At 65.0% G+C, this 15,405-nt stretch carries 11 protein-coding genes; 5 read left to right on the forward strand and 6 right to left on the reverse strand.

Translation table 11 applies throughout. The features are described 5' to 3' along the window. Positions 1–46: 46 nt before the first annotated feature. The 4 genes from ACSLUQ_RS14165 to ACSLUQ_RS14180 all read right to left on the reverse strand — a co-directional run bounded on the left by ACSLUQ_RS14165 (position 47) and on the right by ACSLUQ_RS14180 (position 6,499). The gene (locus ACSLUQ_RS14165) at positions 47–1,939 is read right to left on the reverse strand and encodes an extracellular solute-binding protein (protein ID WP_461808884.1); all 1,893 of its coding nucleotides are present in this window, start codon (positions 1,937–1,939) and stop codon (positions 47–49) included. Beyond that, complete coding sequence (locus ACSLUQ_RS14170; RefSeq protein WP_461808885.1) at positions 1,936–3,843, reverse strand: extracellular solute-binding protein; 1,908 nt, start codon at positions 3,841–3,843, stop codon at positions 1,936–1,938. The genes ACSLUQ_RS14165 and ACSLUQ_RS14170 overlap by 4 nt, the downstream gene beginning before the upstream one ends. Positions 3,844–4,043: 200 nt before the next feature. Continuing rightward, positions 4,044–5,444 carry a diguanylate cyclase gene (locus ACSLUQ_RS14175; protein WP_417771888.1) on the reverse strand — a complete coding sequence of 467 codons (1,401 nt, stop codon included), beginning with the start codon at positions 5,442–5,444 and terminating at the stop codon, positions 4,044–4,046. Positions 5,445–5,731: 287 nt separating this feature from the next. After that, positions 5,732–6,499, reverse strand: coding sequence for a c-type cytochrome (locus ACSLUQ_RS14180; RefSeq protein ID WP_417771887.1), 768 nt, complete (start codon positions 6,497–6,499; stop codon positions 5,732–5,734). A 324-nt stretch (positions 6,500–6,823) separates the two neighbouring features. Here ACSLUQ_RS14180 and ACSLUQ_RS14185 point away from each other — a divergent pair, with 324 nt between their 5' ends. From ACSLUQ_RS14185 to ACSLUQ_RS14195, 3 genes are all read left to right on the forward strand, one after another. Then, positions 6,824–7,576, forward strand: coding sequence for a 3-deoxy-manno-octulosonate cytidylyltransferase (locus ACSLUQ_RS14185; protein ID WP_461808886.1), 753 nt, complete (start codon positions 6,824–6,826; stop codon positions 7,574–7,576). 17 nt (positions 7,577–7,593) lie between these two features. Continuing rightward, positions 7,594–8,484 carry a prephenate dehydratase gene (locus tag ACSLUQ_RS14190; RefSeq protein WP_461808887.1) on the forward strand — a complete coding sequence of 297 codons (891 nt, stop codon included), beginning with the start codon at positions 7,594–7,596 and terminating at the stop codon, positions 8,482–8,484. A gap of 81 nt (positions 8,485–8,565) precedes the next feature. After that, positions 8,566–9,567, forward strand: a complete 1,002-nt coding sequence (locus ACSLUQ_RS14195; RefSeq protein WP_461808888.1) for an adenosine kinase — start codon at positions 8,566–8,568, stop codon at positions 9,565–9,567. 106 nt (positions 9,568–9,673) lie between these two features. Here the strand turns inward: ACSLUQ_RS14195 and ACSLUQ_RS14200 are convergent, their stop codons facing one another. Continuing rightward, positions 9,674–10,294: a 2,3-bisphosphoglycerate-dependent phosphoglycerate mutase gene (locus ACSLUQ_RS14200; protein WP_417771883.1), complete on the reverse strand. Its 621-nt coding sequence runs from the start codon at positions 10,292–10,294 to the stop codon at positions 9,674–9,676. 66 nt (positions 10,295–10,360) lie between these two features. Next, the gene (gene dapB, locus ACSLUQ_RS14205) at positions 10,361–11,164 is read right to left on the reverse strand and encodes a 4-hydroxy-tetrahydrodipicolinate reductase (RefSeq protein WP_417771882.1); all 804 of its coding nucleotides are present in this window, start codon (positions 11,162–11,164) and stop codon (positions 10,361–10,363) included. Positions 11,165–11,531: 367 nt separating this feature from the next. Here dapB and ACSLUQ_RS14210 point away from each other — a divergent pair, with 367 nt between their 5' ends. Further along, positions 11,532–12,560, forward strand: a complete 1,029-nt coding sequence (locus ACSLUQ_RS14210) for a substrate-binding domain-containing protein (RefSeq protein WP_461808889.1) — start codon at positions 11,532–11,534, stop codon at positions 12,558–12,560. Further along, positions 12,557–15,322: an EAL domain-containing protein gene (locus ACSLUQ_RS14215; protein WP_461808890.1), complete on the forward strand. Its 2,766-nt coding sequence runs from the start codon at positions 12,557–12,559 to the stop codon at positions 15,320–15,322. The genes ACSLUQ_RS14210 and ACSLUQ_RS14215 overlap by 4 nt, the downstream gene beginning before the upstream one ends. Positions 15,323–15,405 lie beyond the last annotated feature (83 nt).

Here is a 15,405-nt window from a genome sequence, read left to right on the forward strand (position 1 = left end):
CTCCGGCGCAGGGCGCCGGTTGCACGGAAGGTCAGGAGCGGTCGGGTCACTCGACACCGGCCGCCTTGGCCCGCGCGCTGTCGTACCACCACTGCGCCTCGGGGGCGAAATCATATGCCGGCGGCTCGGCCACCCGGTCGAAGGCATCCCATGTGGCAACCGTATGAACGGGCTTGTACCACTGGGGAACCCAGTAGTAGCCGGCGCGCAGCACCCGGTCGAGCGCACGCGCGGCGATCTCCATCTCGTTGCGCGTCGGCGCATTGAGGGCGATGTCGATCAAAGCGTCGACCACCGGATCCGAGATGCCCGCGAGGTTGCCGCTGCCCGGCGTCGTCGCCGCGCTTGAGCTCAGCAGATCGCGGATCTCCTCGCCGAGCGTCGCACTCAAGGCGAAGCGACGGCCGACCATGTCGTAATCATAGTCGTTGATGCGCGACTGATACTGCGCGGGATCGACAACCCGGTAATTCGCGGTGATGCCGAGGCGTGCAAGGTTCTTGACGAAGGGCAGAGCCACCCGCTCGAAGGCCGTCGTGTTGGACAGCATCTCAAAGGTGAGGGGCTGGCCGCCGGGAAGCAGAAGCGTGCTTCCATCCCGCGTGCAGCCCGCCTCGCGCAGCAGCCTGTCCGCCTCGCGCAGCATCGTGCGGTCCTGCCCGGATCCGTCGGACACGGGCGCCATGACGGCCGGCCCGAAAGCGGCGGCGGGGATCTGCGAGCGGAACCGCTCCAGCAACACCATCTCCTCCGGCGTCGGCTCGCCCTGCGCAAGCATCGGCGAGTTCTGGAAAAACGACTGAGTGCGTGTGTAGGCACCATAGAAGAGCGCCTGATTCGACCATTCGAAGTCGAAGACGAACCCGATCGCCTGGCGGATGCGCGGATCCTGGAACATCGGCCGACGGGTGTTGAGGAACCAGCCCTGTGCGCCGGCTGGCCGGCCGTCGGGAATTTCCTCGCGCGTCACCCGTCCATCCTCGACGGCAGGGAAATTGTACTCGGTCGCCCAGGTGCGGGCGGTGAACTCCTCGCGATAGGTGGTGACGCCCTTCTTGAAGGCCTCGAAATCCACCTGCCGGTCGCGGAAGAACTCCAGCCGGATGACATCGAAATTGAACATCCCGCGCGAGACGGGCAGGTCCGCTGCCCACCACGTCTTGACCCTTTCGTATTCGACGAAGCGGCCAACCTCATGCCGCCCGACCTTGTAGGGCCCGGAAGACAGCGGCGGGGTCAGCGTCGACTGCGCGAAATCGTAGCGTGTGTAATAGGCCTTGGAGAGGATCGGCATGCCTGCGACCGTCAGCGGCGCCTTGCGCGCCTGCCGTCCGGAGAAATGCACAGCCACGCGCGCGGTGTCGAGCGCACCCGCGCTCACCATCTCCGACAGCGCCTGGCGGATCGAGGGGTGCCCCATTTCCTTCAGCGTCGTCAGCGAAAAGGCGACATCCTCGGCCGTCAGCGGACTGTCGTCGTGAAACCGCGCTTCGGGGCGGATGTTGAAGACGTAGGTGTTGCCGTCGTCGGAGATCTCCACGCTTTCGGCGACAAGGCCATACATCGCGTCGGGCTCGTCGAGCGCGCGCACCATCAGCGTGTCGAAGCACAGCTCCATGCGCGGCGGAGCGTCGCCCTTCAGGATGAAGGTGTTGAAGGTGTTGAAGGTCTGCGGGTTCTGGTTGAAGCCCCAGGAGGGCGCCGAAAAGACGAAACGGCCGCCCTTGGGCGCATCGCGCCCGACATAGTCGAACGCCTCGAACCCGGGCGGGTATTTCAGATCGCCGAAGACCGACAGGCCATGCACGGCCTTGCCCTGTTCCGCGGCGCGCGCCCGCCCGCCCGGCAGCATCAGCGCCACCGAAAGCGCCGCGGTGCCTGCAAGCAGCGTACGCCGATCGATCGTCGCACCATCCTTCATGCTGCTCGTTCCCTTCATCCCTTGTCTCCGATTCGTGCGGCCTTTTCGGCATCCCACCACCAGATTGAGGGAAAACCATGCGTGAATTCCGGCAATTTCGCAGGATGTGCGAACCTGTCCCAGCGGGCCGTGCGGTCGACGTCGGAATAGAACTGCGGCACCACATAGTGGTTCCACAGAAGGACACGGTCGAGCGCATGGGTCGCTGCCACAAGCTCCTCGCGGTCCTTGGCGAAAATGACGCGCTCGATCAGCTTGTCGACGGCCGGGTTCTTGATGCCCGCGTAGTTCTTCGATTGCGGCCGGTCGGCGGCATCCGAGCCCCAGAAGTCGCGCTGCTCGTTGCCGGGCGACAGGGATTGCGCCCAGACCAGCGTGGCCACGTCGAAGTCGCGATTCTGCACGCGGTTGATGTATTGCGGCACGTCGATGAGGCGGAGCACCGTCTTGACGCCGATGTTCTCCAGGTTCTTCGTGTAGGGAAGAAGCCCGCGTTCGGCCGAGCGATCATAGTATATGAACTCGATCGAGAGCTGCTCGCCGGTCTTCTCGTCGACCATGCGCCCGCCGTCGAGCTTGTAACCCGCCTCGCGAAAGAGCCGCACCGCCTGGCGCAAGTTCTCACGCACGTTTTGCGGGCTGCCGCCGACCGGGTTTTCATAAGGCTTGGTGAAAACTTCGGGCGGCACCTCGTCGCGCACCGTCTCCAGGATCTCCAGCTCCTTGCCAGTCGGCAGCCCTGAAGATGCGAGTTCCGTGCCGGCGAAATAGGAGCCGATGCGCTTGTGCAACCCCGCGGAGACGACGGCATTGGTCGTCTCGAAATCATAGGCGTAGTTCAGCGCTTCGCGGACCCGCGGGTCCTGAAATTTCTTGCGACGCAGGTTGGGCACATAGGCCTGCATGCGTCCGACCGCCCGGCTCGGAAACTCCTCCAGAACCACATGCCCCTCGCGCACGGCGGGGAAATCATAGGCCTTGGACCAGACATTGGCGCTCGGCTCATCCCGGAAGTCGTACTGGTCACCCTTGAAGGCCTCCAGCTCGACGGCGGAATCGAGGAAAATATCGTAGCGAACCACGTCGAAATTATAAGACCCGACGCGCACCGGATGGTCCTTGGCCCAATAGTCGTCGACGCGCTCGTAGACGATGTTGCGCCCGGGATCGACGGAACGAATCCGGTAGGGGCCGGAGCCGAGCGGCGGCTCCAGCGTGCCGCGCGCGATGTCGCGCTTCGCGCCGTTGGCGTCCGTTCCCTCCCACCAGTGCTTCGGCAGCACCGGGAGCTGGCCGACGATCTTGGGCAGTTCCCGGTTGCCCGGAGCGTCGAACGTGAAGCGTACGGTGCGCTCGCCGACCTTCTCCAGGCTCTTGACGTGCCTGTAATAGAAGCCCTGGCTCGGATTGACCTCGATGAGCCTGTTGAAGCTCCAGATGACGTCGTCTGTGGTCACCGGCTCGCCATCATGCCAGCGCGCGCGCGGGTCCAGGCGGTACTCCGCCCAGGCATAGTCCTGGGGATAGCGCAACGCCTCCGCCAGCATACCGTAGTCGGCGTTGATGTCGGCCTCGTCGAGCGACGGCTCGAGCAGCGAATCATACATCAACCCGAGACCGGGCGCCGGATTGCCGCGCGACAGGATCGGATTGAGGGAATCAAAGCCCGTCGAAGCCGCGAGCCGCACCCTCCCCCCCTTGGGGGCATCGGGATTGACATAGTCGAAATGCTTGAAGCCCTCGGAATACCGAGGCTCGCCGGTCAGCGCCGCTGCATGCCGCCATGCTGGTTCTTCTTCGGCACTGGCCGAAGACGCAATCAGGCTCAACGAGAGGGCAAGCGCCGCACAGGCGGCGACCCCGGTCCGGCGAAGGAAGGTATCGAGGCGCGGAGCGAACGGAAATGTCAGAGGATGCGGCATGGCGATGGGTAGGGTCCCCTTCCTGTGGGCCTGCCCCGACCGGCGCGGCGGCCGGGGGGCGGGTCCTCGCGTCACGAGCTTTGCTATCGTTCGAGTGTAGGGATTTCAGGCGCGCACCGACAGCGCCGAAACGAAAGATGACCAAAGTTTAATCGAACCAACGCGATCGAAACACTCTGGCGCGGCCCGCCTGCCCCCGGTCAGGCCGCGTTGCTCTTTTCGAGATACATGCGCCGATCGGCGAGTTCCAGGATCCCCGAGATGGTTCCCGCGTCATCCGGATAGCCGGCGAAACCAACGCTTGCACGGACCGTGATGCGCTTCTCACCGACAACCACCGGCTCGCAGACGACGTCGCGCAGGCGCTCGGCGACCGACTTCGCCTTGAGCTCGGCAAGGTTGCCCGGGACCACGACCACGAACTCATCGCCGCCAACGCGCGCGACCGTATCGGTCTCGCGCGTGAAAACACTCAACCGCCGTCCAATCTCGCGCAGCAGCGCATCCCCGACAGCATGACCATGGGTGTCGTTGATCGGCTTGAAGTGGTTCAGATCAACGAAGAAGACGCAAAAGCCCACGTTCGTGCGCTCTCTGCGCGCGGCAAGATGGTGCAGCCTTTTCTCCAGGAAGCGTCGGTTCGGCAGACCGGTCAGCTCATCCTGGTGGGCCATGATGCGCGCGCGCTGCTGGGCAAACATCGCAAGGCCCGCCAGGAGCGCCATCACGCCTGTCGCGCCGCCACCCGCGATCAGGGCCAGCACACGGTCGCGCGACATGGTCGGCCAGCCACCGGCAGGTGTTGCGGCAAGCTCCCAGTCGCCAGCAGGCGACGCAACGGCGAGACGTACCGCGTCGGCGTCAAACAGCGCGGCGTCGCCCAGAAGCACCGTGCCACCCGCCAAACCGGTCTCTCCGCCATTCGCGATCACGGAACGGATCGCCACCTGATAACCCCCGTCCTCGGCGCGGATGCCGGCGGACGTCAAGATGCCGTCGAAGTCGACCATCACCGTCGCAACGCCCCGATAGGCGCGATCGACCCAGAGCAGGGAATCATCCTCGGCGACAAGGATCGGCGCGCGGGCAATGATCGTCCGGCTGCCACCATCCAGCGAATAGGGCCCGGAGATCAGCGCCTTGCGTCGGCGCGACGCCTCCTCGACCGTCTTGAGGTCGAGGGGATCGGACGTCAGATCGCGGCCAAGCACGTCGAGGTTTCCGTAGAGCGGATAGGTGAAGCTCACGACATTGTCGGGCGCGAGCGTCATACGGCGCACATTGCTGTTGAGCGCAGCCGTCTCCTCGGCGAAACGGCGGAACTGTCCGGGCGAAAGATCGCCATTGATCGCGGCGAAACTCGCAAGCCCCTGGGCGATGTAAAGAGTGCCGCTCAGTTCACCCTCAAGGCGCGCGCGCAATTCCGAGAGGCGCGCGAGCGTCTCGTGCTCCATGCGCTCGCGCTCCGTCACGCCGAGCAAGTGTGCGACATAGCCCGTGACGGCAATGCCGATCGCAGCCACGACAAGAAGCACGGCGACAAGCGGAATATGCTTGCAGGCGCCCCTGCCTGACACTCCGATAACGGAGTGACGCTTCATCTACCCCTCCCTTGACGCGCATGCTCCTGCAAACCTCGATGCGCCGGGTCCTGCCCAGACCCGGATTGCACGATGGCGCGTCCCAAAACTGACGCCGAGACAAAACACCAGAAACCGGTGTTTCAGCGATCAGGCGTCCCCACACAATAGTTTGTCAAAATAGCTTGCAATCAAGTTTACGCAGCGTCCTCCTCGCCGCTTCCCACCAACGGCAAAGCCGCCGCATTCAAAAAAAGGCCGGGGCATGCCCGGCCTTTGTTCTGCATATCCAAGAGACTGATCTGGCCTTACTGGGCCGGAGCGGTCTGGGTCTCGCCGGCAGGGGCTTCCGTGGCGGGTGCTTCGGTAGCAGGAGCCTCGGCAGCGGGGGCTTCGGTAGCCGGCGCCTCGGTAGCAGGAGCTTCGGCTGCAGGAGCCTCGGCAGCCGGCGCCTCGGTAGCGGGGGCTTCAGCTGCAGGAGCCTCGGCAGCGGGAGCCTCGGTAGCCGGCGCGGCGGCTTCCGGCTCGGGCAACGGCTGCGGATTGTCGCTGAGCGTGCGCAGATAGGCGATCAGGTTGGCGCGGTCGCCCGGCTTGCGCATGCCGGCATAGCCCATGGCGGTGCCGGGAACGAGATCCTTCGGCTTCGTCAGGAAGTGATCGAGCTCATCGTAGGTCCACTCGCCGACTTCATCGCCATAGGCGACCATGGCGTTGGAATAGCGGAAGCCCTCGCGGCCACCCGGCTTGCGACCGAGAATGCCCCACAGCTCCGGGCCGACCTTGTTGGGGCCGCCCTTGGAGAAATCGTGACAGGCGGCGCAGGCGCGCGTCAGCTTCTCGCCGTCCTCGGCGGAGGCGCTGGCCAGGCGAACCGCGATCGGCTCAACCTGAGGCTCGTCCGCGGCGGGAGCACCGCCTTCTTCTCCACCAGCCTCGGCGACGACAATCTCGAAGCCCGGCTTCTCCGGCTCATGCCGCTCGAAGAGGATTTCCGAGAGAATGCCGAGTCCCATCGTCAGGAGAAGGACGAAGAGGACCGCGCCGGCGATCGTGTTTAGCTTGGCAGAGTTCATTCCCGCTGGCTCCAACTCTAGTCTATTGCGGCGCGGCCACGTTCAGGGACCCCTGTCAGGCATGCCCATGACGAGAGGGCCCCGCGCAACGCAGCGCGTGGTGAAAAAGTCGCCGGAAACTACAAAGTTTTTGACGCCCGTGTCCATAGCTTTAAAAGAGCAATCGATGATACAAATGATCGCAGCTGATTTTCCCGGGAAAGTCACGTTTTTCGCACCTTTCCCGGCGCCCACCGAGACCGCTTCCCCGATGCCCCCCAAACGGCGGGCGCGGGTGGGTTTTTCCGTGCCTGCTGCGATGTCGTCCACCGTGAAGGAACTTTCGTGATCCGAGCCCTTGTCGTCATTCCGGCGCGAATGGCATCGTCGCGTCTTCCCGACAAGCCTCTCGCCGACATTGCCGGGAAACCGATGATCGCCCATGTTCTCGCGCGCGGCGAGGAGGCCGGGATCGGCCCGGTCGTCGTCGCCTGCGATGACCCGCGCATCCGCGATGCGGTGGAAGCGGCGGGCGGGCGGGCCGTGCTGACCGATCCCGACCTTGCCAGCGGCTCTGATCGCGTCTGCGCCGCCGTCCGCAGCATCGACCCGGACGGTGAATTCGACGTGGTGCTGAACCTGCAAGGGGATGTGCCCCTGATCGATCCCGAAGCGATCCGCGCCACCTTCGCGCCGCTGCGGGACCCAGCCGTCGATATCGGCACGATCGCGACCGAAATCCGCACGGAGGCGGGCCGCACCGACCCGGGCATGGTCAAGACCATCGGCACGCCAGTCGACGAGAACCGCCTGCGGGCGCTCTATTTCACCCGCGCGACGGCGCCGAGCGGACCGGGGCCGCTCTACCAGCACATTGGCCTCTATGCCTATCGCCGCGCGGCGCTGGAGCGCTTCGTCGCACTGCCGCCCTCCACCCTCGAGCGTCGGGAGAGCCTGGAGCAGCTGCGCGCGCTGGAGGCGGGCATGCGCATCGACGTCAGCCTGATCGACTCGACGCCCATGGACGTCAACACGCCTGCCGACCTCGACGCCGCGCGCGCCGTCCTCGGTCACCGCACCACCACCCGACACTCCTGACAAGCTGGTCCAACCCGATGTCGAAACAGAAGAAGATCGTTTTCCAGGGCGAATACGGTGCAAACTCGCACATGGCATGCCGCGACGCCTTTCCGGATTGCGAGCCGGTGCCCTGCGCGACATTCGAGGACTGCTTCACCGCGCTGGAGAATGGCGAGGCCGATCTTGGAATGATCCCGGTGGAGAATTCCGTCGCTGGCCGGGTCGCCGACATCCACCATCTGCTGCCGCGCTCCTCGCTCAACATCATCGGCGAGTATTTCCTCCCCATCCGCTTCCAGCTTATGGCGCTTCCCGGAGCGCGGATCGAGACGCTCAAGAGCGTCCAGAGCCACATCATGGCGCTCGGCCAGTGCCGCAAGATCATTCGCGAACTCGGCCTGTCGCCGGTGATTGGCGCCGACACCGCCGGCTCCGCGCGCCAGATCGCCGAGCGCGGCGACCTCAGCGCGGCGGCCCTCGCCCCCGAGATGGCGGCCGAAGCCTACGGGCTGGAAATCCTGCGCCGGGACGTTGAGGATGCCGCCCACAACACGACGCGCTTCCTCATCCTGTCGCCGGAGCCAGTCAAGGCGAAAAATAACGGCCAGCCGGTGATCACCACCTTCATCTTCCGGGTGCGCAACGTTCCGGCGGCGCTCTTCAAGGCGCTCGGCGGCTTCGCCACCAACAGCGTCAACATGACGAAGCTCGAATCCTACCAGCTCGAGGGACAGTTCTTCGCCTCCATGTTCTACGCCGACGTGGAAGGACATCCCGACGACCGCTCCGTCGCGCTGGCGCTTGAGGAACTCGAGTTCTTCTGCGCCGAACTGAAGCTGCTCGGCGTCTATCCCGCCGCCGCCTTCCGCGACAAGATCCGCGAGCCGGAAGCCAACCGGGCGCTTCGCCCGACCCCCGGGATCTGAACCCCGCCCATGGCCAGACCGCTTCGGCGCCCGGCCCGGATCCGACAAACGCCAATGCCGAGAAGAGGATTTTCGACACCAATGACCAGCCAGACCTTCGACGCTCTGTGCATCGGCAACGCGATCTGCGATGTCTTCGCCCATGTGGAGGAAGACTTCCTCGCCAGGGAAAGCCTCGTGAAGGGCTCGATGCGCCTGATCGACACCGAAGAGGCCGTCCGGCTTTACGAGAGGATGGGCCAGACGACGCGCATCTCCGGCGGCAGCGCGGGCAACACCGCCGCCGCCGTTGCCTCGCTCGGCGGCAAGACCGCCTATTTCGGCAAGGTCGCGAAGGATGATCTCGGCGACGCCTATCGCCACGACATGCGTGGCACCGGTGTCCACTTCGAGACCCCCGCCCTGATCGACGGCGTGCCGACGGCACGCTCGATGATCCTGATCACGCCGGACGGCGAGCGCACGATGAACACCTACCTGGGTGCCTGCGTCGAGCTTTCGGAGAACGATGTCGATCCGCAGGTCGTGGCGGCCTCCGCCTTTACCTACATGGAAGGCTACCTGTGGGACCCGCCGGCGGCGAAGCGCGCCTTCCTGAAGGCTGCGGAGATCGCCCATGGCGCCGGCCGGAAAGTCAGCCTGACGCTTTCCGACAGCTTCTGCGTCGACCGCTATCGCAGCGAGTTCCTGGCGATGATGCGCGACGGAACCATCGACCTCCTGTTCGCCAATGAGCACGAACTGCGCGCGCTCTACGAAACCGCCGATGTCGATACGGCCATCGCCGCCGTGCGCGAGGACTGCGCGCTGACCGCGCTGACACTCGGCGCCGAGGGCGCGATGGCGATCTCGCGTGAGAAGACCGTGCGCGTCCCCGCACAGAAGGTCGACGAGATCGTCGACCTGACCGGCGCCGGCGATCTCTTCGCCGCGGGCTTCCTGGTTGCCCAGTCGCGCGACTACGACCTGTCCATGTCGGCGGAACTCGGCTGCCTGTGCGCCGCCGAAGTCATCGGCCATGTCGGCGCGCGTCCAGAGCGGGCGCTGCGCCAGATCGCCGCCGAGGGAGGCTTCAGCATCTGAAGCCCCGCCCTCGCGGAACGGGACGGACAAAAAAAAGGCGCCGCGCGATCCCGCGCGGCGCCTTTTTCGTTTCTGTCCTCGAGCTCGCGAGGGGCTCGCAGTCCCGTCAGTCGGAGAGGTCCTGCACCGACGAGATCCGGCCGTCCTCGGTGAGCCGGTAGACGATCGGGACACCGGTCGCCAGCTCCCTCTTCAGGATCTCCTCCGGCGACAGACCCTCGAGTTCCATCACCAGCGATCGCAGCGAGTTGCCGTGCGCCGCGACAATGACGCGCTTTCCGGACAGAACCTGCGGAAGGATCTGCGCCCGGTAGTAGGGCAGAACGCGCTCGGCCGTCATCTTCAGGCTCTCACCGCCGGGGGGAGGCACGTCGAAGGAGCGGCGCCAGATGTGCACCTGCTCCTCGCCGAACTTCTCGCGCGCCTCATCCTTGTTCATGCCGGTCAGATCGCCGTAGTCGCGTTCGTTGAGCGCCTGATCGCGAATGGTCTCGAGCCCGTCCTGCCCCAGTTCGGACAGGATGAGATCCAGCGTATGCTGGGCGCGGGTCAGAACCGAGGTGTAGGCGACGTCGAAGGCGAGCTTCAGATCGCGCAGCTTGGCACCGGCCAGCTTCGCTTCCTCGATCCCCTTCTCCGTCAGGTCCGGATCCTTCCAGCCGGTGAACAGGTTTTTCAGGTTCCATTCGCTCTGCCCGTGACGGACGAGAACCAGAAGATGTTCCATGTCGCAGTGTCTCCAGTTGGAAGATCCGGGCGCGCAAGGCGCCAGCGGCGAAGCCTCCGCTGTCGATCAGTCGGAAAGGCCGAGAACGTCGTCCATCGTGTAGAAGCCGGGCTTGCGGCCCCGCGCCCAGAGAGCCGCCTTGATGGCGCCGCGGGCGAAAATCTGCCGATCCTGGGCGTGGTGGGAGAGGGTGACGGTCTCGAGCGGACCGGAGAACAGGACGCTGTGGTCGCCGATCACCGTGCCGCCGCGCAAGGTGGCAAAGCCGATGTCGCCGCGCGGCCTCTCGCCGGTGATGCCGTCACGCTGGCGCACGGAGCGGGTCGCCAGGTCGATGCCCCGGCCTTCGGCAGCCGCCTCGCCCAGCATCAATGCCGTTCCCGAAGGAGCGTCAACCTTGTTTCGATGGTGCATTTCCAGCACCTCGATGTCGAAATCCTCGTCGAGGGCCGCGGCCGCGCGGCGCACCATGGCGGCCAGCAGGTTCACGCCGAGGCTCATGTTGCCGGACTTGACGATACGGGCATGGCGGGCGGCGGGCCGAACGGCGTCCACATCCTCCTCGCTCATGCCGGTGGTGCCGATGACGTGAACGATGCGCGCCTGGGCGGCAAGCTCGGCGAAGACACGCGTGGCGGCAGGGGCGGTGAAATCAAGCACGCCGTCACAATCTGCAAAGACGCGAAGCGGATCGTCGACCACGATAACGCCGTTCGGCTGGAGCCCGGCGAGAACACCCGCATCCTTGCCGATCGCCTCGGCACCCGGACGCTCGACGGCTCCCGCGAGCTCGACGCCATCCATCTGCGAGATCGCGCGGACAAGCGCTCCGCCCATCCGCCCCGCGGCTCCCACAACGGCTAGACGCATTGCCGGCATATCGATTTCCGTCCCTTGCTACCGCCCTCGAGCTTTTCAGGTTTGCGGTATATCAGGTTGACCGGCGCGTGCAACGCCCGCGCCGGAAGCTCCCGTCGGCCGTCCATCCTCGACGGGAAGGTGGACAAAGTCCTTGCCGGCGTCCGGGTCCGTTAACGACTGAACGGCTATGCCGATAGATATCATCCTTGCATCGAACGATTCGCTGTTTCAGAATCGAACACGTCACGTCGAACCCTGGATTGTCGTTGTGCGCAAGAAAATCAAATGCACTCCGACGGTCGTGCTCGCTCTTCTGTGCATCCTGTTGGGCGGGCAATACCACCCGGCGGCCGCCCAACACATCGGCGGCGGCGCAATGAGCGGCAACATGCCGCTCAAGACTTTCCTCACGGAACATCCTGAAGAAAGCGCACGCAGCCTGCGCTTCTATGATCGCGTATCGAAAAACGCCGTGCCGATCGCCGGCGAAAAACGTCCGGTCCACATCGCCATCGTCACCTCGCGCACCGAATATTCCGAACACTGGCGGCGCAGCATCGCCGCCCTGCGGGCCAGGCTCGGGGAACTGCAGGTCCCCTTCACCATCGCCGAGCGGAAGGCGCCGCAGGATCGAGACATGCGCAGGCAGACCAATATGGTTCTCGACGCGCTCGCGAGCGATCCAGACTACCTCATTTTCATGCTCGACTCCTTCCGTCAAAGGTCTCTCATCGAACGCCTCGTCAGCCGCAGCAGGCCCAAGGTCATCCTGCAGAACATCACGACGCCGGTTCGCGAATGGGGCAAGGCACAGCCATTCCTCTATGTCGGCTTCGACCATGAGGAAGGCACCCGGCTTCTGATCGACCACTATGTGGAAAGCCGACCGGAGCACGAGCGCTTCGCGATCTTCTACGGCGAGCCCGGCTTTGTCAGCCGCGCTCGCGGGGAGACCTTTCGCACGGCGATGCTCAAGCGTACGGACAAGACGCTGGCTGCCACCTATTTCGTCGGTTTCGACCGCGAAAAGGCCCGCACCGCGGCGCTCAGCCTTCTCGGACGCGACGACCGGATCGGTTTCATCTATGCCTGTTCGACAGAAATCGCGCTCGGTGTCAGCGAGGCGATCGAGCAACTCGGTCTCGTCGGCAAGGTTGCGACAAACGGCTGGGGAGGCGGCAGCGAGGAACTCGAGCTGATCGCCCGGGGACGTCTGACTGCAACCGCGATGCGCATGGACGACGACAGCGGCGTGGCGATCGCCGAGGCAATCGCGCTCGACCAGTCGGGACGGCGGGCTGAAGTGCCGCCGGTCTATGCCGGCACCTTCGCTTTGGTCACATCCAAGGATCCGCGACAACGGATCGAGCAACTGAAGCGACGAGCATACCGCTACTCCCAATGAAGAAAAATCGGAAGCACGAGATCAGCTTCAACAGTCTCGTCCTGGGGCTGTTCGCCATCGCACTTGTCGTCACGTCGACATTGCTGTTCTCGATCAGCTATGTGAGCAGCCTGTCGATCGCGGACCGTGAGGTCGAGAGGTTCGCGCGCAAGGAAAGCGCGCTCGTCCACCTCGTCTTCGAGCAGACGCTGTCGCGCCTCGACACCTTCCAGCGCCGGCTGGCAGGCGAGCCGGCCTTGCGCAACGCGCTGCGCGCGCGCGACAAGCGTGCGGTCGCGGAGCTGCTTGAGGACACCACCTGGCAGCGCATGGGGGCGCAGTTCGAGATGCTGATCGTCGACCTTCCCGGAGAGCCGGGCTGGGTGGACGCCAGCTATTCGATCTTCGACGTGAACGCGGTCCTTCCCGCCGCGGCCCGCGAGGCAATGGTCAACAGCTCGTGGGAGTTTCATGTCGGCCGGCAAGACGGGGAGACGGTTCTGCTCGCCGCCGCGTCCATCCCTGTCGTCGACAATGAAGACGGGCAGGTGCTCGGCCATCTCGTCGGGGCATATGTTTTCAACGACAGCCTGCCGTTCATGGTGGACATCGCCAATGCCCTCGACACGGAGCGGGTCACGCTCATTCATCGCGACAGCATCATCGCTCAGTTCGGCGCGCCACGCGGCGAGAAGCTGCCCCAGGACGCCCTGAGTGCGCTGGCAACCACCGACCACGTCATCGAGAACCAGCGCCTTTATGTGCGCAGCAGCCTGAGCACGGCCGGAGAGATGGATGAAGCCTATATCGTCTCCAGCCGCCCGAACGAGACGCTCCGGAACGTGCAGCAGACCTACAGGGAGATCTTTCTTCCCTTCCTGTTCTATCTGGTGGCCGCATCGCTGCTCGCCGCCTACACGCTGCACAGGTTCATGAGCCCGGCGCTCGAGCGGCTGCTCGGCTACGCGGCCCATATCCGCAAGGATTCCCGAGACCTGAACTATCGCCCCGGGCGTGTGGCTGAGTTCAACGAACTCGGCAAGGCGCTGCAGAATGTCTTCACGGACCTGCGAGACACCAACGCGCAATTCCGCTCCCTGATCGACAAATCGCTGCACGGGGTGTGCATCTACGGCGGCGAGCGGATCCTCTACCTGAACGACGCGCTTCTGGAGATCCTCGGCTACGACAAGAGCGAACGTCAGAGTGTCACCGACATGTGGCTCACCGACCTGTTCCCGCCCGACGAGCAGGTTCGGCTTCTGTCCTACAATCAGGCGCGACGCGCGGGGGCCAGCGCGCCAAGCGTCTATGAGGCGCGCGCCGTGGGTAAGGACAGGCGCATCATCTGGATCGAGATGCACGTTCGCGAAACGCGCTGGAACGGGATAGACGCCTACTATGTGACCATCGCGGATATTTCCGAGCGCAAGCGGCAGGAGGAACTGATCGTCCGTCAGGCGAACTTCGACGGGCTGACGGGCCTGCCCAACCGCTATCTCTTCCGCGACCGCCTTGTGCAGGCGCTGGCACGGGCGGAGTGGGAGAAGCAGTCGGTGGCGCTGCTCTTTCTCGATCTGGATCGCTTCAAGAACATCAACGACACGCTCGGCCACAGCGCCGGCGACGAGCTGATCACCGCCGCGGCGACGCGCATTTCGGCGGCTCTCGCCGAGAACGACACCGTTGCGCGCCTCGGCGGCGACGAGTTCGCGGTGATCCTGGCCCACGCGCGGGACCTTTGGGACATCGAGGAGACCGCCTCGCGGATCCTCGACACCCTCGCCCGACCGATTGTCGTGGGGCGCGGCGCGGAGGTCTTTTCCACCGCCAGCATCGGCATCACCGTGTTTCCGGCCGACGGCCGCGACGCGGACGGACTTCTGCGCCAGGCAGACACCGCCATGTATCACGCCAAGGCCGACGGCGGAAATGCGGTGCGGTTCTTCTCGGCGCACATGAACGAGCAGGCCGCGCAGGCGATGGAGATTGAAAGCGCGCTGCGGCGGGCAATCGACCGCCAGGAACTCCAGCTTCACTACCAGCCCGTCATCGACGTCGTCGCCGGACGTGTTGCCGGCTGCGAGGCGCTTGTGCGCTGGACGGACACGGACAAGGGCGAGATCCCTCCGAAGGATTTCATTCCCATTGCAGAGAACACCGGCCTGATCGTACCGCTCGGCGCCTTCGTACTGGAAACGGCCTGCCGTTTCCACCAGGCCTGCCGCACGGAAGGGATCGACCTGCCGATGCTCAGCGTCAACGTCTCGCCCCGCCAGTGCCGCGACGAACGCTTCCTCGATCTGGTCCGCAGCGCGTTGAACACGACCGGCATGCCGCCCGAACAGTTGCATCTCGAGATCACCGAAAGCGTGATGTTCGACGAAACGGGCAGCGACCCGGTGCAGACGCTGAGCGCCCTCCGCGCGCTCGGCGTCCGCCTGTCTCTTGACGATTTCGGCACCGGATATTCCTCGCTGAGCAATCTCAAGCGGTTCCCGATCGACACGCTCAAGATCGACCGCTCGTTTGTCCGCGACCTGGAAAGCGACCTCGACGCGCCGGCGCTCATTGAGGCGATTGTCGCGCTCGCGGGAAGCCTCGGGCTCGACGTCATTGCCGAGGGCGCGGAGACGGAAGGGCAATGCGAGGCCCTGACCGCCCTCGGCTGCCGGCTGATCCAGGGGTTTCACCTGGGACGACCGATGCCGGGCGATGCGTTCCGCGCCTTCGTGCGCGCCCACGACACGCTCTCCGCGCCGCGCTCGGCGATACCGCTCTAGAAGAGCCCGATCGACAGGACAGAGGGCACAAAACAAAAAGGGCCGGCGCATCGCGCCGGCCCTTTCCTGTTTCCTCAGCCGCG

This window comes from Stappia sp. ICDLI1TA098, assembly GCF_054880955.1.

Bases quoted from the DNA above. Each gene is read 5' to 3' on its own strand.
- ACSLUQ_RS14190 (WP_461808887.1), top strand. From the start codon at position 7,594: ATGTCGAAACAGAAGAAGATCGTTTTCCAGGGCGAATACGGTGCAAAC.
- ACSLUQ_RS14210 (WP_461808889.1), top strand. From the start codon at position 11,532: ATGAGCGGCAACATGCCGCTCAAGACTTTCCTCACGGAACATCCTGAA.
- ACSLUQ_RS14165 (WP_461808884.1), bottom strand. From the start codon at position 1,939: ATGAAGGGAACGAGCAGCATGAAGGATGGTGCGACGATCGATCGGCGT.
- ACSLUQ_RS14200 (WP_417771883.1), bottom strand. From the start codon at position 10,294: ATGGAACATCTTCTGGTTCTCGTCCGTCACGGGCAGAGCGAATGGAAC.
- dapB (WP_417771882.1), bottom strand. From the start codon at position 11,164: ATGCGTCTAGCCGTTGTGGGAGCCGCGGGGCGGATGGGCGGAGCGCTT.
- ACSLUQ_RS14175 (WP_417771888.1), bottom strand. From the start codon at position 5,444: ATGAAGCGTCACTCCGTTATCGGAGTGTCAGGCAGGGGCGCCTGCAAG.
- ACSLUQ_RS14195 (WP_461808888.1), top strand. From the start codon at position 8,566: ATGACCAGCCAGACCTTCGACGCTCTGTGCATCGGCAACGCGATCTGC.
- ACSLUQ_RS14215 (WP_461808890.1), top strand. From the start codon at position 12,557: ATGAAGAAAAATCGGAAGCACGAGATCAGCTTCAACAGTCTCGTCCTG.
- ACSLUQ_RS14180 (WP_417771887.1), bottom strand. From the start codon at position 6,499: ATGAACTCTGCCAAGCTAAACACGATCGCCGGCGCGGTCCTCTTCGTC.
- ACSLUQ_RS14170 (WP_461808885.1), bottom strand. From the start codon at position 3,843: ATGCCGCATCCTCTGACATTTCCGTTCGCTCCGCGCCTCGATACCTTC.